Below are 19640 nucleotides of genomic sequence, written 5' to 3'. Positions count from 1 at the left end.
TTGAAAATTAAGCAAGAATTAACGAAAATGGGGTTGTACATTGTGAAAAAAAGCTTGAAGGAATCTATCAAGGATTATCTAAATGAATTAAAGCCGCAAGTGAAAAATAACTGGTTAACTGTTGGATCAATATATGTTGTTATGACAATTGTTTTTTCTGTTTTGTTTCTGATTGATGCATTAATTTTTAAATTTGGTCTGTCTTCGCTGGTATCAATGGTAATGTTATTGATGTATGGCAGTTCAAACTATTGGTCAGTTTTACTTGGAATGTCAGCAGTTATCATTAGTCTGGTATTATTGATTATTTTAGAAGTTTTTGCTTTTTATATAGTAGTTGCACTCCAGTTTGGTTTACAAGATGTTGATCAAGGAGCGCAGCTTAAAGTCAGTTTTCAGGATACATGGCGGCGAATCAAGCAGATGAATAAGAACCAGTTATTGCGCCTATATGCTTATAACAGTTTGTTTATCTTTTTGTGGTTATTGCCAGTAATGATTCTGCAGTCTTTGTTTGGCAGCAATCAAATAGTAGTTCATTGTCTACAAGCAGCTGGCTTTTTAATTTTGGTGCGGAAGAGCTTGGATTACTCACAAGCGATTTTTCTATACAGAGAATACCAGCCACATTTTTTAGGCCAATCGCAACGCTACGCTTTAAAAGCCAGTCAGAGATTTATGAAGGGGAACAAAGGTAATTTGTTGGGACAATTAGTGTTGGCAGTGATTCCCTTAGCACTCTGGGGTGCCATTTGGGGGGCAGTAACGTACTTTGGCTTTTACATTTGGGAACCGATTATGATTTATGGCGGCCCGGTTATTGGAGTCTTGGGAGTCTGTTTCTATCTGCCGCTTTTTCAATTGGTTTTGGTAAAGTTCTATGCGCAACATAAAAATCAGAAGCTATTAGAAACGGCTTTTCGTAAAACTTTCAAACCAGTTGCTCAATTAACTGGTGAAGCCTACAAAAAAAGATAAAAAATTAAGTTTTTGGATAACGTTAAAACCCCCAACGAAATTGAAATATCTTTCGTTGGGGGTTTTTATTTGCTAACTTATAACTTATTATTAGCTAACTTTGTAACTGGAGCAAAGTTACGGCGAATCAGAAATGAAATTAATAAAGCTAGCAGATCGACTAAAATAAACACAGCCAAGGTTAGAGTGTAATTATGAAATAACTGATGTGTTAAAGAAAGAAGCAACGGGCCAACAATTCCCGCTGCAGCCCATGCAGTGAGTACATAACCATGAACAGCTCCCAGCTCTTTGGTTCCGAAGATATCTCCAAGGTAAGCTGGGATAACAGAAAAGCCGGCACCATAGCAAGTCATCAACAAACATAAAGCTAGTACAAAAGTTATTTGTGATTGAAAAGATAGAATTAATGACAGCATAGCAACATCCAGAATGAAGATAGCACTAAAAGTAGCAGGTCGGCCGATGTAATCAGAAAGGGTTGCCCATATTAAACGGCCAAATCCATTGAAGAGCCCGATAACTCCAACCATAATAGCTGCTGCTTGAGCTGACATACCTGTCATATCTTGAGCCATAGGGGAAGCTGCTGATACAAGCCCAATTCCGCATGTTATGTTAATGAAAAACATTATCCAAAGAAATACGAACGATTTTGTTTTGAGAGCTTGATTAGCGGTTAACTCAGGACCGGTAGTTAAACGGGTACCTTGATTAGGAGTTTTATCTGTTTGTTGTGTTAAAGTTTTATCAGCGGGGCGAATAATAAATTGGGATGCACAAAGCATGATTAAGAAATAAAATGTTCCTAATAAATAAAAAGTCTGTTCTAAGCCGACGCTTGCCATCAATTGTTGGGCAATCGGTCCAGTTAACATTGCTGCAAAACCGAATCCCATAATAGCCAATCCTGTTGATAACCCACGCCTATCGGGAAACCACTTAATAATTGTAGATACCGGAGTCACATAGCCTGAACCAAGACCTAAACCACCGATGACGCCATACGAAATGTATAACATCCAGATTGAGTCTTGATGGATGGCCAAACCTGTTAGAATGGTCCCGGAACCATAAAGAACACTGGCAATTATGCCTGTTAATCTGGGACCGAATTTTTCAACGACCCTTCCCATAAAAGCGGCGGACATTCCCAGGAAGAAAATAGCAATACTAAAAGCAAATGCAACTGAGGATTCTGACCAGCCGGTTTGTTTTGCAATAGGATTAGTAAAAACACTCCACGCGTAAACTGAGCCGATCATTAGATGTAATACGACGCCTGCAGTTGCGACCATATATCGATTTATTTTCAAGTTTGATTCCTCCATATAAGTTAACCAGTAGGTTTAAAAGAAAGTATATTTTTATATACGAACAATTATAACTTAGATAGCCATTATTGTTAGTATATTTAAAATGATATCATATTAAAAAACATTTTTAAACAATAAAAATGTTTTAAAGCGAACATTTTACAAAAATGTTTTACAGTGCGGTTGATATTTTTTTCTTTCTGGATAAGTTTAGCGGTTTAAAAAGAAGGTGCCAACAGTCATTAGGTTTACTACGAATTGTGAATATAGTTTTAATTACTTGGTATGAATAATGAATAATTCGCAGTTAAGTAGGAAACATTGACTATTGAAACACGTTAATTCGTATACTACAGATTAAAATAAAGGGCTACGGCAAAATATAATTTTTGCCCCAGCCCTTTTTTCTTGGTAAGATATCAAAACCTATTTCGTTACTTCTTGTCTCTCATCTATAAAATTGGTGATACACTCAAATTTTTTTTCAAAAAAATTGATAACATTTTGACACGAAATACGCTGCAACTCAGCTATTGAGTTGATCGAATAAAAGGCAGTGTGCGGTGTCAAAATAACATTTGGAAATTTTAATAATGGTTGATTCTCTAAGTCAGGGTTTTCGGATGAAAGAACATCCAGACCGGCTCCTTTGATTAAACTTTTATCTAACGCCTGAAGTAAAGCATTTTCATCAACACTTTCACCACGCGCAACATTGATAAAAAACGGGCGCTGTCCTTGTCCCATCTGGTTGAACGCATCTTTATTGAAAAAGTAACGATTATTTGCTGTTAAACGCATATGATTAGTAACTATATCAGCTTCTTTATAGATTTGTGTTGCAGATGCTGGTGTAACCCCAAGGTTCGCTGCTATTTCAGGAGGAAGATAGGGATCATAAGCGAGTATTTTCATCCCAAATCCTTTTGCCATTCGTGCAACCTTTTGACCAATCTTACCAAGGCCGAAAATACCCAATGTTTGTTTGGAAAGCCTTTTTTGTGCAGGCAGTGCACTATATTTCCACAGATGATCGCTACTGAGAATCTTGCTATAAGCCTTTAGTTGCTTTGTCAGACTAAGCATCAAAGAAAGAGTAAACTCAGCTACATCTTCACTGCAATAATCGGAGACTGCGCATACGCGGACACCATGTTCTGCTGCAGACTTTAGATCTACTTTATCAAACCCCATTGCATTGATTGAAACTAGCTTTAGCTTAGGAGCTTTATCGAATAACTGGGAATTTACAGGAATAAATGCTGTAATCAGTGCATCCGCATCGAACAATTCAGTATTAAATTTAGTTAAATTTTCAGGATCATAAGTAATGCTTTTAATGGTCCAGTCGGGATGATCCTGTTTTAAAATTTTAAATTCGTAGTCGTGATCTTCCATCATTGATACCGCATAGTCTGAGATAATAACCTTCATTTAATCTACTCCTTTTAAAGAATCGTGTACTAGTGAAAAGACCAACACTGCTTTTGGACAGCAGTCTTGCCAGACTAATAATAGTGACACATAATTTTTGTATGTTAGGGAATATAACATAAGAAAGTGATTTTAACTAGCGGGTTAAACTTGAAAGACTTGAAATAATAAACATCAAAAATTTATCTTGATTACCATAACCATAATTAGGAATATATATTAACATGTAAACCGTAACAATGCGATTTTATACATAATAATAATTGGTCTATATGTTAAAACTTTTGAAATCAACAATTTTTGCTGTTTTTACAACGTTATATTTATTGACATGACATCGAAATGAAATTATAATCTCATTAAGTTTTAATTATATCCTTTATAATTTGGAAGTGGTAGGTATGTATCAAGATCTTAAGCTATTGTCAGAATCGCAAAAAGTTGAAGCTATCACACGTGCGCTTGTTGGTGTGAAAAGCGTTAATGGAACTGTTGGAGAAGTTGCTGTTGCAGAAACAGTTGAAAGTATCTTACGTAGTTTACCATTTTTTCAACAGCATCCTGATTGCGTATGGACCCAGAAACTTCCAGGAGATTCATTAGGAAGAAAAAACATTTTTGCTTTTATAAAAAAGAAGGGAGCGAAAAAGACGGTCATCTATCATTCACATATAGATACTGTAGGAATAGATGATTTTGAAGCTTTGAAAGAAGCAGCTCTTAATCCGGATAAATTAGCCGAATATTTTAAAAATTACAATGAGGATTCGGACATCCAAAATGATGCTCTTTCAGGCGATTGGCTATTTGGCCGCGGGGCATTGGATATGAAGAGCGGAGATGCTGTTAACCTGACTAACTTATTATATTACAGTGAGCATATTGACGAATTGAAAGGAAATCTGCTTTTTATGGGCAATTGTGTTGAAGAAAACGATCATAATGGCGCAATTGCAGCTTTAACTGAATTAGAAAGATTAAAGAAAGAACAGCACTTAAGTTATGAGGTTGCCGTTAACACAGACTTTATCAGTCCAAAATATGAAGGCGATAAACAGAAGTATATCTACTATGGAGCCGCTGGTAAGGCGTTAACCTGTTTTTACATTAAAGGAATCGAGACTCATGTAGGCAATACCTATTCTGGAATTGACTCTACACTGGTTGCTAGCCGGATCAATAGTTTAATCAACAATAATCCTGAGTTTGTTGAAGATATTCCAGATGAAGAAATACTACCATCTTCATGTTTGCTGTTACGTGACCAAAAAGATTTTTACAATGTCCAAACAGCAAAGGTTACACATCTGTATTTCAATACATTTACGTATAAACGTCCGGTTTTTGAAATCTTGCAGCAGTTAAAAGAGGCTGTTCAAAGTGACTGTTCGGCTTTAGTCAAAGAATTGATAGCAAGGAAGGCAGCATATTTGCATAAGTTATCCTTCCCAGCAGTTCAAGATGATCGCCAAATCAAAGTCTTTACTTTTGCTGAATACTTGCATTATCTTCAACAAGCAGGAATCCATGTTGATAAACTGATCCAAGGGTTTTGGTTGAAGAACCAAGAACTTGATAAGCGTGAAGTTGGTTTTGCTTTGATTGATTATTTGGACAAACAAGTTAACGATGGGATAGCAAAAGTAGTGTTGTTTTTAGCTCCTCCGTTTTGTCCGCATAATAGTATTAAACGAAATTCACATGTTTATCAGAAGCTCAAAGCAGCATTAGCTGATTACGAGCAGGAAGAAAATTTTAAAATGAAACAATTTTTCCCATATTTGTCAGACAGCAGTTATTTAGCGATAGACGAAAATGAAGATGAAATAAAAAAATTGACTGAAAATTTCCCGCTTGCTGGAAAAATTTATCCTCTGCCGTATGATAAAATGCGAGCACTGAATATTCCGGCGGTTGATATTGGTGTCTTCGGCAAGGGAGCACACACGTGGAAAGAACGAGTTTACAAACCATATTCATTTGAATTTTTGCCAAAACTGATTCGTGATTTTACAACAAAAATTTGGGAAAAGTAAGGAGCAGATTTATGTTTGTACGTAACGGGACTTCAGAATTAAAGCGAGTTTTAACCTGTCCGCCAACTTATCTTAAAGAGGCGGCTCCAATCAATGAAATCTCCAAAAAATATGCTGATCAACCGTTAGACCGAGAGAAATTGGCAGATGAATTCAATCAGCTTATTGCCGCATATCATGAGGCCGGCGTTGAAGTTGAACAGCAGACAGCTGCACCTGAAATGACAAACGCAGTTTTTGCACGAGACTTTGGTGGTTGTGTTAAGGAAGGATATATTTTAGGAAGATTCAAAAAAGAACTACGGTTTCCAGAAAGAAAAGCGTACGAAGACAAGATGAAGGAGCTTGGAATTCCTAAAATAGCAGAAGTAAAAGAAGGCTACTTTGAAGGCGGTGATTTTGCCTTTTTGACAGAAAAGGATATTGCTGTCGGAATCATTGACCGTACAAATCAAAAAGGATTTGAAGAACTCAAAGAACAATTATCAAGATTAGGATATAACGTTTATCCAGTTCCTGCAGATCCACGTTATTTGCACCTTGATATGTGTTTTAATCTTGTAGACGACCACTTAGCTGTTGCATATAAGGAAGGGCTGCCAGCTTCTTTCCTAAAGTTGTTAGAGAAGCTTGAAGTTGAAATAATTCCGGTACCAGAAGAGGCGATCTTCAAACATGGCTGCAACCTTGAAAGCTTGGGGGCACATCGTGTTTTGTCGTTAAAACAAAATAAAGTAGTCAATAAGGCACTTCGTGAACACGGAATGAAGGTAATTGAGTTAGATATAACTGAAACGTTAAAAGCCGGTGGTGGGCCGCATTGTATGACTTTTCCATTACAACGTGGTTAACCAGAAATTGGAGGAGCAATTATGGGAAAAACAATGAAAAAAACTTTGGGGATTTTGGGAGCAGTTATGGCATTAGGGCTGGTTCTTGCGGGATGCGGCAGTAAAAGTACAGATAACAGTGTTAAGAAGATCCAGGATAATAAGACATTAGTTGTTGGGACATCAGCTGATTATGCTCCGTTTGAATTTCCAATTATGCAAAATGGTAAAAAGAAAATTGTTGGTTATGATATGATGATTGCACAAAAAATTGCTGATGATCTTGGAGTCAAGCTTAAGATTGAAAATACTGAATTTCCATCATTAATTTCTGAATTAAAAAATAACAAAATTGACTTAATTATGGCCGGGATGGTTTCAACTAATCAACGTAAAAAAGTTGTTGCTTTCTCTAAATCCTATTACACAGTTCAAAATGTATTGTTAGTTCAGAAAAAGGATGCAGATAAGTTCAACAATGTTGCTGATGTTAAAGGTAAACAAATTGGAGCCCAACAAACAACCACCCAAGAGTCAATTGCTAAATCTCAATTAAAAGGAAGCAATGTCGTTACTGAAGGAGTGCTGACCAGTTTGACCACTGAATTGTCGCAAGGAAAGTTGAGCGGTGTGGTTGTTGAAAATGAAATTGCAAATAACTATATTAAGCAATATCCTGATAAATACGCAATTGCAAAAGTTAAGCTGACAACACCTAAAGATCAGCGTTCAGTAAATATCGCTGTACGAAAATCAGATAAAGCATTATTAAAACGGGTAAACAAACAGATTACTAAACTGGAAAAGAATGGTCAATTAGATAAGATGTTTAATGAGGCTCAAGATCTTCAAGTTAAAAGTGGAAAATAAGACAATCAAGTAAAGGGTGAAGTAAATGTTCGATTTTTTAAAACAGTACTATCCCGTTTTTGTTGAAGGAACTGCACAAACTATCATTATTTCTATAATTGGTATCCTTATAGGCATCTTGCTTGGATTGATCTTTGTTATGATGCGTCTTTCTAAGGTAAGGGTTTTTTCATACATTGCACGCGTTTATATAGCAATCGTAAGAGGGACACCTGCAATGATTCAAGTAATGTTGATTTACTACACACTTTCTAAAGTTTTAGAAGTGCCGCAAATTCAGTTCCTTGGCTCTGGCTTAGATCGTGTAATTCCAGGTTCAATCGCACTAGGTATTAATTCTGGTGCGTATACTGCTGAGATTTTCCGTTCTGGAATTATTTCAATTCCTAATGGGCAGACAGAAGCTGGTCTTTCATTAGGTTTGAGTGATAGGACAACAATGTTTTCGATCATCTTGCCTCAAGCTGTACGCAATATTTTGCCGGCATTAGGGAACGAATTCATTTCCTTAGTTAAGGAGTCATCAGTCTTGTTTTATATTGGGGTACAAGAAGTAACTGCTCAAGCATTAGGGGTTGGCGGAACTTTATATGATTTCGTACCGCCGTTGATCGTTGCTGCACTGATTTATTTTGTCTTAACCTTTATTTTGTCACAGTTGATGCAGCTTCTGGAAAAGAAGATGGGGCGCAAATACCTGCAGAGTAATTAGGAGGGAGATGAAAAAATGAGCGCGGAACAAAATATTATTGAAGTTGATGATCTTAAAAAGGCTTTTGGTGAAAATGTTGTTTTAAAAGATATTTCGTTTAGTGTTAAAAAATCCGAAAAAGTAGTTTTGATCGGGCCTTCTGGCAGTGGTAAAAGTACTTTGCTGCGTTGTTTAAACCGTTTAGAAGACGATTATGAAGGAAAAGTTTTGTTTGAAGGTGAAAATGTCAACGGAGCAAGCAAAGAAAAATTATGTTTGCTGCGGCAGAAGATGGGAATGGTTTTTCAACAGTTTAATCTTTTTCCACATAAAACGGTTTTGGAAAATATCACCTTCTCTCCAATTAAATTGAAAGTTGCATCGTCTGCAGAAGCAACTGAACATGCTCACGAACTGCTCGAACAAGTTGGACTATCAGAGAAAGCTGAAGCATATCCCCAGTCTTTGTCAGGCGGACAGCAGCAGCGTGTTGCGATTGCACGTGCTCTGGCAATGAACCCAGAAGTAATGCTCTTTGATGAACCGACCTCAGCTCTTGATCCGGAAATGGTTGGCGATGTTTTAGATGTTATGGAGCGATTAGCCAAAAACGGTATGACAATGATTATTGTGACGCATGAGATGTCATTTGCACAAAATATTGCTGATAAGGTCTTATTTATGAACGATGGAATGATTGCTGACAGCGGAACTGCCAAACATATTTTTAAAGAAACAGATAATGCAAGGACACGCTCATTTTTATCTAAAGTAATGTAATTGCCCACAAGGAGTGAAGCAAATTGAAGTCATTATATGAACGCTCGTTGGCAGTTTTACCGCCAGTAGCCCAGCGTGCAACAAAGTTAGGAATTGTAAAAGGAAACGGAGCCTATTTGACTGACGAAAACGGTGAAAAGTATCTTGATTTTGCTGCTGGAGTTGGGGTCGTTAATTGCGGCCATAATAACCCGGTTGTTGTCAAGGCTGTTGAAAAGCAGTTGCATGAATTGGTACACGGCGGACACAATGTTGTCTACTACCCTTCTTATATTGAGTTGGCAGAAAAATTGGTCGCACGTGTTGGAAGGGATTATAAAGTTTATTTTTCCAATAGTGGAGCTGAAGCTAATGAAGGGGCAGTCAAGTTGGCTTTAAGCGTAACTAAACGAAGTGGAATTATTGCTTTTACGCGCTCTTTTCATGGACGAACACTGTTAACTGCTGCAATGACCGCTTCAAATGCACAGTATCGTAAAAACTATGAAGGTGTTTTACCGCCGGTTTACCACGTTGATTTTCCCGATATCTATAATACCAGCTTAACAAAAGAAAAAGAGGTTGCTCGCTGTTTAGGACAACTGGAACAGCTCTTTCATAATGTATTGGCACCATCACAAGCAGCATGTATTGTGGTTGAGCCGGTACAAGGTGAAGGCGGGTATCTTCCAGCACCAAAGGAATTTTTGGTTAAGTTACGCGAGATCTGTGATCGTTATGGAATTTTTTTGATTTTTGATGAAGTTCAGAGCGGCTACGGACGAACAGGGAACCTTTTTGCTAAGGATCATTATGGCATCCAGCCGGATGTTTTGACATCTGCGAAAGGAATTGCAAACGGGATTCCGCTGAGTGCGGTAATCGGCAAGAAAAAGTATATGGATCAATGGGAGCCTGGAGCTCACGGCGGTACATTCGGCGGAAATCCATTAGCTTGTGCTGCTGGTTCCGCTGTCTTGGATATTATGGATGATGATTTTTTGCAGCATGTTAGAAAAACTGGTGCTTACTTTACTGCCGAACTGCAAAAACTACAGCAAAAATATTCCATTATCAGCAGTGTACGTGGTCTAGGCTTGATGATTGGGATCGAATTCCGGCAGGCTGATGGCAAACCGGCAACTGAACTGGTTGCAGCAATTCGTGAAGAAGCTTTGAATGAACATTTGATATTACTAAATTGTGGTGTATTTCATAATGTAATTAGATTTATTCCGCCACTGATTATTGAAAGATCCGAAGTTGATAAAGCCATTGCAATTCTTGACAAGAGTATCGGCTTAAGTCTGAAAAAAGCAGGTGAAAATTAATGGGGTATACTGTGACCAACCCTTATACTGGAGAAACGCTTAAAACTTTTTCAGTACAAAGCGATGCTGAAATTGAAGCTGCTTTAAAAAAAGCTGAAGATTTCTATCAAAAGCAAAAAAAAGTTGCAGTTGCAGCCAGAGCGGCAAAGTTGAAGCGTTTTGGAGAAGTTTTGCTTGCACATAAAGAAGAGTTGGCACATGAGGCGGCTCTTAACATGGGGAAGCGTCTCAGTGAAGGACGCGGAGAAGTTGAATTATGCGTCAAACTTGCTGAATACTATGCGAGTAACGTTGAATTGCTGCAGTCCAAGCCATATTCGTATGCGGGCGGTAAAAAAGCACTTCTGGAGTATCACTCCCTAGGAATTATTGCCAGCATTGAACCGTGGAACTTTCCTTACTCACAAGTCGTGCGCGTACTGGCTCCTAATTATCTAATTGGAAATCCAGTTGTCTTGAAACATGCTGGCATTGTCGCTGGGTGCGCAAGTCTATTGGAAAAAATGGTACAAGAAGCTGGCTGGGAAGAAGGAGCATTTAAAAATCTTTTTGTTTCGCATAAGCAGGTTTCACAAATTATTGCTGATGAGCGTGTTCAAGGAGTAGCGCTGACTGGTTCAGAGGCAGTCGGCAGAACGATTGCCGGTGCAGCAGGGAAAAGTCTAGTCAAATCAACGATGGAGCTTGGCGGAAGTGATGTTTTTGCAATTTTAGATGATGCGGATCTGAGACTTGCAGTCGCTGATGCAACTTCGGCTAGATTGCGTAATTGCGGCCAAGTTTGTACCTCAGCTAAGCGTTTTATCGTTGAAAAAAAGGTTGCCGCAGAATTTATTGCAGGAATCAAAAAAACATTTACAACCCAGCAGATGGGTGATCCGCTTGATGAGACAACTGAATTGGCACCACTTTCCTCACATAATGCGGCTGTAGAATTGCAGAAACAAGTTGATACTGCAATTGCACGCGGGGCAAAAGTTTTGGTAGAAGGCGGGATCGTTGAAGGAAAAGGTAATTTTTTCAAACCAGTTGTCTTAACTGATGTGACAACTGATAATCCAGCTTATCGTCAAGAATTCTTTGGCCCGGTGGCACAAGTTTTTATTGCAGAAAACGATGATGAAGTTGTCGCTTTAGCAAATGATTCAGATTATGGATTAGCTGGGGCTGTCTACGGAAAAGATGAAACACGTGCTCATCGTGTAGCTTCCCAGATTGAAACAGGACAGGTTTTTATTAACCGACCTTCTGGAGCATATCCAGAATTGCCATTTGGAGGAGTTAAGCACTCTGGCTATGGCCGGGAAATGAGTGATTTAGGGCTTTATGAATTTACTAATCAAAAAATTATTGTTTTTAAATAAGTAGTTTTTAAAAAGTTATTGTGTGCTGCTGCTTAAGGGTTATTTTCATAGTGAAATTCTAACAAAAAAGAATTTAACATATTCAAATAAGCGAATATATTAAATCCTTTTTTGTGTTTGAGAAAAGAGTATGACAGTGTTAGCAATTTTTGAGTACTGGAAGATGTTAGTTTGCATACTACAGGTTAAAACAAAGAGACCGGGTCAAAATATAGCTTTCGACCAAGTCTCATTCTAAAGATGGGGTGAATAAATATGGCAGAGTTGAATTTGCGTAGACAGGTTGATGATTGTCAGCCATATATTGCAGGCGAAACTGAAGCAGCTGTTCTTAAAAAATACAATTTGAAGTCTGTGGTCAAACTGGGGTCAAACGAAAATCCTTATGGCCCATATACGAACGCACGTGCCGCGATGAAAGAAAGCTTGAAATATGTAAATCGCTATCCCGAAGATGATTACGTTAATTTAATTGCAGCTATTGCTACTCAAAATGGTCTTACAAGTAAAAATGTAGCGCTTGGTGGCGGTGCAGGAAACGTGATTGAAACGACTTCTCGGCTATTCTTGGATGAAGGGGACGAAGTCCTAATTGCTAAACCAACTTATCGTCTTTATCGTGAAGTTTCGCTTTTGATGGGAGCAAAAGTCAAAGCCGTGCCTGTTAAAGCTGATTTTACCTATGATTTTGCTGCTTTTAAAGCTGCAATTACTCCCAAAACGAAAATGATCTGGCTGTGCAATCCTAATAATCCAACTGGAGCGATCAACGCACCCCAAGAAATCGAACGCTTTATTGATGAAGTGGGTGATAAAGTGTGGGTAGTTGTGGATGAGGCTTATGCAGACTTTATTCAAGCAGGCCAAAGGGCACACTTGACAGAAAAACTAGACCAGAAAAAATTAGTGATCATTCGGACATTTTCTAAATATTATGGGCTTGCTGGAGCACGTGTTGGCTATATCCTAGCTCGCTCAAAAGTTATTTCAGCATACGATACAATTACTGAACCGTTTTGTGTTAATCGTGTTGGCCTTTTTGCAGCACGTGCATCTTTGTTGCTGGATCAAGAAGAAGCTGGTGAGATCAAGCAAAAACTGTTGAAAGAAAAAAAGCAGCTTTCAGATAAGCTGATCCAGCTAGGGTTTGAAGTGACTTCATCCCAGTCAAACTTCATTTTTGCAAAATTGCCAAACAATTTGTCTTCTAGTGAAACTTGCGCAGAATTGATGTCACACGGCGTAATTATTCGTGAGTGCGATGCATGGGGTTATCCGCATCACGTTCGGATCACAGTTGGTAAAGAAACTGAGAATGCACGATTAATAACAGAACTCAAGAAGTTATTGCGGGTTAAGGTTGAGGAACAATAACTTTGGTACCCCCAAAACAGGTGAAGACTTTAAAGATGGGGTGATAATTATTGAAATAGCAAAGTTCGGTGTTGAAGAATGGCTTAACACTTGGGAAAAAAAGGCTCGTTATGACATCTCACAAAGTTCGATTGCTGCTTTGACGCTGAAAGAATTGGCTGTTTTAACGGATACAAACATAACAGTCTTTTTGGAAAAGCACGCTCACAAAGCTTTAGACTACGGCTGGATTGAAGGTTCCCCAAATTTTAAAAGCCTTGTTGCTAAATTGTATCAAAAAATTTCTGCTGACAATGTTTTGCAAACCAATGGCGCAACTGGAGCTAATTTTCTAGCGATGTATGCTTTGTTGAACCCTGGGGACCATGTTGTTACGATGTTTCCCACTTATCAGCAGCTTTACGACATTCCGCGTTCTTTTGGGGTACAAGTGGACTTTGTTTATTTGGAAGAAAATTCTGATTGGCAGCTTGAGGTAGATAAACTGGCGGCAGCTGTTACCCCAGCCACTAAGATGATCTGTTTAAACAATGCCAATAATCCTACAGGGACACTGCTCAGTCAAGAAAAGCTCACGCGTATTGCTGCGATTGCGCGTAAGGTTGGTGCTTATGTTCTTGTTGACGAAGTTTATGCCCCATTACTGGCTGGTGAAGAGTTTGTTTCGATTGCAGATGTCTATGAAAATGGGATTGCTACCAACTCCCTATCAAAAACTTATTCACTTCCTGGTCTTAGAATTGGTTGGATTGCTTCACGTAACAGTGAAGTTATTGAGTTAATGCGCAAATACAGAGATTATACTCTGATCAGCAGCGGAGTATTAGATAATGAATTAGCTGAGCTGGCGTTGACAAACAAAGAAAAAATCATTCAGCGCAACCAAAAAATTGTGTCCGAAAACCTGGAAACCGTCAAAAAATGGGTAGTAAAAGAGCCACGGGTTGACTTGGTTTTACCCCACTATGTTTCAACATCATTTATTAAATTAATCATTCCTGAAGATGATTATTCATTTTGTGTTTCTCTACTAAAGAATACCGGAGTACTGTTAGTTCCGGGAACTGTTTTTGGAATACCGCAACACGCTCGTTTGGGTTATTGCTGTGATAAGGAGATCTTGAAGAAGGGGCTGGCGTTGTTATCGCAATATCTTAGAAAATTTGATGTATAAGAAATGGGAAAAGAATTGTGTTGTTTTTAATAGGATATTGTCTTGTTAACTTTACAAGGCACTTTCTTGTCATTTAGCCAGCTTAGTTTGCTATACTGTAAATGGAAGCTACGTTTGAGTGTTCAGATTAAAAGGAGTGTTTACAATGGCAATTAAAACAACTATTTCCGAGTTAGTAAAATTACCTGATGTAACTAAGCCAATGATTACTTTGAACTTGAACTTAAGCAAGCTGTCTTATGATGAGGCTGAACAACTACGAGTTAAAAACATTCTCAGAGAAATCAAAAGCAGTTTGGGATCAAAAGTCGAGCCTTTTATTACTGAGGTGAATGATTTGATTCGGCAGCAACTGCCATATGCGGGCGTGACAATGATCACGGATCATGATGCTGCAAAAATCTACTATGTCACGCGTACTAGTATTGATAAAACTGATTATCGAATAGGGAATGGGGTTGACTTCTTATTATTGTTAAGCGAATCGCCTAACCATGATTATACTTTAATTGAACTGAATCGCGACAGCAGCAAGTTATTTCGTCTACAGAATAAAAGGGTAAGCGCGTTGCAGATTAAGGATTATCCGGTTGCCTTGCAAGACGCGCTTGGAAGTGAGATTAGCAAAGGTGAGTTGAATTTTAAAGCGAGAGGCGGCGAGACGCTTTATCATGGACATGGTGAAGTCAGTCAGGAAAAACAAATTGATCAGGAAAGGTATTATCGCTACCTTATCGATTTTTTAGCTAACAAAACTTCTTTAAATGAAAACTTTTTTATTTTGATGGGGCTGCCACAAAATATTAATCTCTTTCAAAGGCTTAACGAACGCTTATCCATTTCTGCTGTTAAAATCAGCCAATCAGCACAAAAGTTATCGCTCGCAGAAATTTCTAATTTAGTAAATAAAAAACTTGAAGTTTACAATAAAGAATATTCTGCTGCGGCAGTAACTAAAAATTACAAAGATAATTTATTCACTGACTTTACCAATATTCAAAACATGCTGAATTCACGTGATATTCGTTACTTATTTGTTGCATCACGTTCTGAGATTGATAAAAAAGAACCTGAGTTATATCCAAAGATCAACCATTTGATTAAACAGGCATTGCTTCAAAAAACAGCTGTTTCTATTGTGAGTGAACAGCCTCAGATGCCGCTGATAAGTGCAGTAGCACATTGAGTATAGTTTTTGAGTCTGCAACAAATAAACTAAAAGGGTAAAAATAGTGTATCTTATACTACGATACACTATTAGATGGGTTCTTCCGAGATAAAAAACATTTTGAGGAAGAGTGTGCCAATAGTAGTTAGGTTTTAAGCAGAAAAAGCTGATTATTGAAACACGTTAATATGGAAACTGCAAGAGAGCACAAAAAAGCTGAGCCAAAACATAACTTTTGGCCCAGTCATTTTGTGTTGCGGATAAAAAATGTATAACATTGAATTATGAGATAGCATTACTGACAAACTCGTGTAACTGTGCTCCTTTTTTACCATTACTAAGCGCTACAAGCAGCTTGATACGTGCTTTTTGTCCGTTTAATCCCTGACACAAAATCAATCCCATTTTTTCAAGTTGAATCCCGCCTCCAACGTAATCGTAAATTTTTTGAGCAACACCATTGTAGCAGCGTGATACTAGGACTATCGGAATGTGGCGGTCTAATAACTTTTGAATAGCAGGAAGCGCCTGAGGCGGAACATTGCCAGCACCAAGCCCTTCAATAACAAGACCACGTGTTTTTTCGTTATCTAAAGCAGAAAAAAGGTCACCGTTCACACCAGCATAGGCCTTTAAGAGGTATACTCCTTCAATTACATGATCAATATCGCACACTTCAGTTTGAATCAATTCTTGGAAATACTTTGCTTTGTGCTGAGTAACTATCCCGATTGGGCCAAAGGTCGGAGTCCTAAAGGTATCTACATTAGTAGTGTGCGTTTTGGTAACAAAACGGGCCGTATGGATTTCATCATTCATTGCTACTAGAACTCCCTTTCCATAAGATTCAGGAGTAGCTGCAATTGAAATTGCATTTTGAAAGTTATAAAGTCCGTCTGAACCGACTTCATTTGAGGAACGCATGGCACCGGTTAAAACGACTGGGACTGTATTAGGCAGCGTGAGATCAAGAAAATACGCAGTTTCCTCCAGCGTATCTGTTCCGTGTGTGATGACGACACCGTCAATCCCGTGTGTAATTGCTTTTAAGATACGTTGCTTAAGTTTAAGCATTATTTGCGGAGTAATATGGGGAGAAGGCAGGTTAAAGAGATTATCTGTAATCAAGTTGATTTGTCCCTTTAGAATTACCTGTTCTTTAGCAATTGGATTTTCGCTGTTAGGAACGACTTCACCGTTTTCATTTTGAGACATCGAAATTGTTCCACCAGTGTGGATTGCTAGAATTGTTTTCATTTTTTAACCCCCTTTAAAATAAAATTGCACTATCCTTTATAATAAACTGCGGTTGCTGTTTTGAAAAGAACTGTTAGAGATTTTTTTATCGTCAGCAGTAAGGGAACTAGAAATTTAATGCTGAAAGCGACCTTAAGGGGTGCTCTGAAACATTAGAGTCGCTGTCTGCTTGGTAAGCAGCACTAAAACTTGGCAGATTAAGCAGATAATTTTGTTCAAAGTAATAATTATGGTAAGTTCAGTATAGACAATTAGTTAGTGAATTACTAAAGCTAACTTAACGGATCTTTTTAGAAAGGAAGATACAACATGAAGATTGTGATTAAAGATGCTGCAAAAGAGAAACTTGCAGAAAGCGTAAAAAATAATAATATTTTATTGATTAATGCTGATGATGGGTCTAACAAGTATTCTCATGTTGGAGGTTCCTGCTCAATCGGTGATAAGTTTCAAATTATTGCATTAAAACAAAAAGATGCTGATTACCAGATTCCCCTTGAAAGTGATACTGATTATTCTTTCTTTATTTCCAAGATAGAAGAACCATTCTTGGGTGATGGTTTAACCTTGGATTTTGACCATAACAATTTTGTATTGAAAGATAATGGCGGTGTTATTGACGGTGTGGTTTCGGTTTATGCAGGAACGGATGAAGAAAATCAAGCTGATAAGAAAGAACGGCAAACACAAGGCAGCCATGATTGCTAGCTTTTAGGTTTAGGTACTTTGATTATATTCTGACTATCTGTTTATATTCTTTAATGTTATAAATGTAAAGCCACTCTTCATTACCAATTAGATGAAGGTGGCTCTTTTTGTAGTCAAAATAAAGTTGGTTAATTTTAAGCAACAAAAGACAGTTTCACATGAAACGATAAAAAATGGAATTCTGATAAAACTGGGTTATGTAAATGGAATGCTGCTGGGAAAGAGCGGTCCATTGAAACACGTTGGTCAAGGTAATACAAGATAAAAAGGGGCTGAGTCAAAAGTTAACTTTTGACCCAGCCTCCTTGTTTTAAGCTGCAATATGTGTATTAAAGTGTTTCGATAGCCAGTCTTTTCCGCTTAACTGCGAACTACGAACATAGTTCGAATCTAACTATGAATAATTCGCAGTTAATGCCCAAGCCCTAACGACTAGTGGCACACTTTCTTACAGTCTAACTAGTAATAAGTCTGTTAAAACTATTTATTATTGTTTTTTAAAGCAGTTAAATCGGATTCTGCAACTGTCTTTGCTAATTTCTCTGTTTCAGCTTGTTTTGTGGCTGAATCCCAGTTGAAGTAGCGTGCCATTTCATTAATAACCCCATCCTTAATGTCATCTAGTGTGTCACGCATGAACAAGATATGGTTTGTCCGCCGTAACAAGTAGTCAACAGGTGTTAAGGTCATTTCTTCATCTAGAGAATAGCGCAGACTAATGGATTCTGCTAAGTTAAGACCGGGAGCAGCTTCAACTTTGCCAATCAAGCTAAAGACTCGAGCTGCATTTGAACCGTAAAGATGTGCTATCTGCAGTGCATCTTTCTTGCTGAGACCATTATCGGTGCCTTGTTTAGCATAAAAATCAATTGTAGCTTCAACATTATTAGGATCAATGTCGCCTCCAGACACAGGCAGCTTTTTGGAATCAACAGGTATATGATTCTGATCGAATTTATCATGCAGAAATTTGTTGATTAGAGCTAAGGCCCCAGCAGCCATCTTTCGGTAGTCGGTAAGCTTGCCACCAGCTAGTGTTAACAAACCGTCTGGAGCAATTGTTAGTGAACTTCCGCGAGAAACTGAAGAAGGATTAAGTTTGCCTTCTGAAAGGGAGCTTTCAACATCTTTCAACACCGCTTCAACATCTTCACGGCTGACCTTTTGATTTTCATATTGGTCGACGATGTCGATTACTTTCTTAAAACTCTTGTCGGTAATTTTGCCGGAGTTTCCGCCGTTATAATCAGAACTGCCATTGCTGGCAATAAGAGGACGTAAACCAGCCCAGCTTGATTCAACATCGTCCAAAGTAATGCGTGCACTTGGAAAACGGTTGTTGATAATACCTAACAGGTAGTCAACATCTTCTTGAGTGACAGTTGGATGTTGAAAATCGCCATGGTAATCAGTGTCAGTAGTACCAAAGTAAGTTTTATTTTCGCGTGGAACTACAAAAATCATCCGTCCGTCTTGGTCTCCAGAGTCAAAGTAAGTCGGCTGCGGAACTGTCAGTTTCTTAGCATCTACAACTAAATGTATACCCTTAGTCGGACGCATCTGCGGTTTGAATTCTGATTCTCCATTAAGTTTGCGAATCTGATCTGACCAAGGACCAGTAGTATTTATTACGATGTGTGCACGGATTGAAAATGTTTTTCCAGTTTTCATATCCTTTGCTTTGACACCGATAACCTGATTATTGTCATCATGTATTAAACCAATGGCCTTAACATGGCTAGCTAAAACACCACCATTTTCGTGGGCTTTTTTAATATTTTCAATTACCAGCCGAGCATCATTGTTGCGAAAGTCCAGATATACACCGCCGCCTTTAAGGTTTTCAGATCTTAATTGCGGTTCACGCTGGAGGACTTCTTTTTTAGAGAGAGTATAATTCGTGAATTTCGGATCAGTTACATTAGCCAGCTTATCATAAAGGTCCATTGCCACTTTGACTGAAAACATGTCGAAAGTAGCTCCGGGCTCATCATAAATCGGCAACAGCATCGGATCCGGAGTAGGGATGTGCGGAGCGATATGTTGAACAACCGCACGTTCTTTAACGGTATCGGATACCACCTCTACGTCGAAAGTTTTTAAGTACCGAATACCGCCATGAACCAGTTTGGTAGAACGCGAAGAAGTTCCTTCGGCAAAATCTTGCATTTCGATCAAACCGGTTTTAATGCCCATAGCACTTGCTTGAATAGCAACTCCTGCGCCAGTAATACCGCCACCGATGATCAACAAATCCAAAGTTTCATTTTGTAATCTTTCAATGTTTTGTTGTCGTGTTGTTGCAGAAAAAGTCATAATATTTCCTCCTTCATTTCAATTTAAGCTTGTT

The 19640-nt window shown here is 38.3% G+C and carries 17 protein-coding genes; 13 read left to right on the top strand and 4 right to left on the bottom strand.

Annotation, left to right across the window (positions count from 1 at the left end):
* Positions 1–42: 42 nt before the first annotated feature.
* A complete protein-coding gene (locus FD46_RS02190; protein ID WP_057895549.1) occupies positions 43–978 on the top strand; it encodes a hypothetical protein in 936 nt (311 codons plus the stop codon).
* Between the two features lie 77 nt (positions 979–1055).
* Here the strand turns inward: FD46_RS02190 and FD46_RS02185 are convergent, their stop codons facing one another.
* Together FD46_RS02185 and FD46_RS02180 are read right to left on the bottom strand one after the other, a co-directional pair.
* The gene (locus FD46_RS02185) at positions 1056–2294 is read right to left on the bottom strand and encodes an L-lactate MFS transporter (RefSeq protein WP_057895548.1); all 1239 of its coding nucleotides are present in this window, start codon (positions 2292–2294) and stop codon (positions 1056–1058) included.
* Positions 2295–2720: 426 nt separating this feature from the next.
* Entirely contained in the window at positions 2721–3728 is a 1008-nt protein-coding gene (locus tag FD46_RS02180; protein ID WP_057895547.1) for an NAD(P)-dependent oxidoreductase, read from the bottom strand.
* A 401-nt stretch (positions 3729–4129) separates the two neighbouring features.
* Here FD46_RS02180 and FD46_RS02175 point away from each other — a divergent pair, with 401 nt between their 5' ends.
* From FD46_RS02175 to FD46_RS02130, 10 genes are all read left to right on the top strand, one after another.
* On the top strand, positions 4130–5764 hold the full coding sequence (locus tag FD46_RS02175; protein ID WP_057895546.1) for a M20/M25/M40 family metallo-hydrolase: 1635 nt from the start codon (positions 4130–4132) through the stop codon (positions 5762–5764).
* An 11-nt stretch (positions 5765–5775) separates the two neighbouring features.
* A complete protein-coding gene (locus FD46_RS02170; RefSeq protein ID WP_057895545.1) occupies positions 5776–6615 on the top strand; it encodes a dimethylarginine dimethylaminohydrolase family protein in 840 nt (279 codons plus the stop codon).
* A gap of 21 nt (positions 6616–6636) precedes the next feature.
* Positions 6637–7464 carry a transporter substrate-binding domain-containing protein gene (locus FD46_RS02165; RefSeq protein ID WP_057895544.1) on the top strand — a complete coding sequence of 276 codons (828 nt, stop codon included), beginning with the start codon at positions 6637–6639 and terminating at the stop codon, positions 7462–7464.
* 25 nt (positions 7465–7489) lie between these two features.
* Positions 7490–8176, top strand: a complete 687-nt coding sequence (locus FD46_RS02160; RefSeq protein WP_057895543.1) for an amino acid ABC transporter permease — start codon at positions 7490–7492, stop codon at positions 8174–8176.
* 15 nt (positions 8177–8191) lie between these two features.
* Positions 8192–8935 (top strand): amino acid ABC transporter ATP-binding protein, encoded by a 744-nt coding sequence (locus FD46_RS02155; RefSeq protein ID WP_057895542.1) that lies wholly within the window; start codon positions 8192–8194, stop codon positions 8933–8935.
* 23 nt (positions 8936–8958) lie between these two features.
* Entirely contained in the window at positions 8959–10245 is a 1287-nt protein-coding gene (locus FD46_RS02150; RefSeq protein WP_057895541.1) for an aspartate aminotransferase family protein, read from the top strand.
* Positions 10245–11609, top strand: a complete 1365-nt coding sequence (locus FD46_RS02145) for an aldehyde dehydrogenase family protein (protein ID WP_057895540.1) — start codon at positions 10245–10247, stop codon at positions 11607–11609. The genes FD46_RS02150 and FD46_RS02145 overlap by 1 nt, the downstream gene beginning before the upstream one ends.
* Before the next feature lie 255 nt (positions 11610–11864).
* Positions 11865–12983, top strand: a complete 1119-nt coding sequence (hisC, locus tag FD46_RS02140) for a histidinol-phosphate transaminase (RefSeq protein WP_057895539.1) — start codon at positions 11865–11867, stop codon at positions 12981–12983.
* A gap of 49 nt (positions 12984–13032) precedes the next feature.
* Positions 13033–14157, top strand: coding sequence for an aminotransferase (locus FD46_RS02135; protein WP_057895681.1), 1125 nt, complete (start codon positions 13033–13035; stop codon positions 14155–14157).
* 145 nt (positions 14158–14302) lie between these two features.
* A complete protein-coding gene (locus tag FD46_RS02130; protein ID WP_057895538.1) occupies positions 14303–15343 on the top strand; it encodes a baeRF6 domain-containing protein in 1041 nt (346 codons plus the stop codon).
* Between the two features lie 264 nt (positions 15344–15607).
* Here the strand turns inward: FD46_RS02130 and FD46_RS02125 are convergent, their stop codons facing one another.
* Positions 15608–16582, bottom strand: a complete 975-nt coding sequence (locus FD46_RS02125; RefSeq protein ID WP_057895537.1) for an asparaginase — start codon at positions 16580–16582, stop codon at positions 15608–15610.
* A gap of 309 nt (positions 16583–16891) precedes the next feature.
* Between FD46_RS02125 and FD46_RS02120 the strand changes: the two genes are divergently transcribed.
* Together FD46_RS02120 and FD46_RS10315 are read left to right on the top strand one after the other, a co-directional pair.
* The gene (locus tag FD46_RS02120) at positions 16892–17290 is read left to right on the top strand and encodes an iron-sulfur cluster biosynthesis family protein (RefSeq protein WP_057895536.1); all 399 of its coding nucleotides are present in this window, start codon (positions 16892–16894) and stop codon (positions 17288–17290) included.
* Positions 17291–17414: 124 nt separating this feature from the next.
* Complete coding sequence (locus FD46_RS10315) at positions 17415–17555, top strand: hypothetical protein (RefSeq protein ID WP_157047068.1); 141 nt, start codon at positions 17415–17417, stop codon at positions 17553–17555.
* A gap of 215 nt (positions 17556–17770) precedes the next feature.
* Here the strand turns inward: FD46_RS10315 and glpO are convergent, their stop codons facing one another.
* On the bottom strand, positions 17771–19606 hold the full coding sequence (glpO, locus tag FD46_RS02115) for a type 1 glycerol-3-phosphate oxidase (RefSeq protein ID WP_057895535.1): 1836 nt from the start codon (positions 19604–19606) through the stop codon (positions 17771–17773).
* Between the last annotated feature and the right edge of the window lie 34 nt (positions 19607–19640).

The organism is Liquorilactobacillus oeni DSM 19972 (assembly GCF_001436275.1).
Classification (GTDB): domain Bacteria; phylum Bacillota; class Bacilli; order Lactobacillales; family Lactobacillaceae; genus Liquorilactobacillus; species Liquorilactobacillus oeni.
Note: the sequence above shows the minus strand (reverse complement) of the source record. Positions and strands in the feature narration are given on the sequence as shown.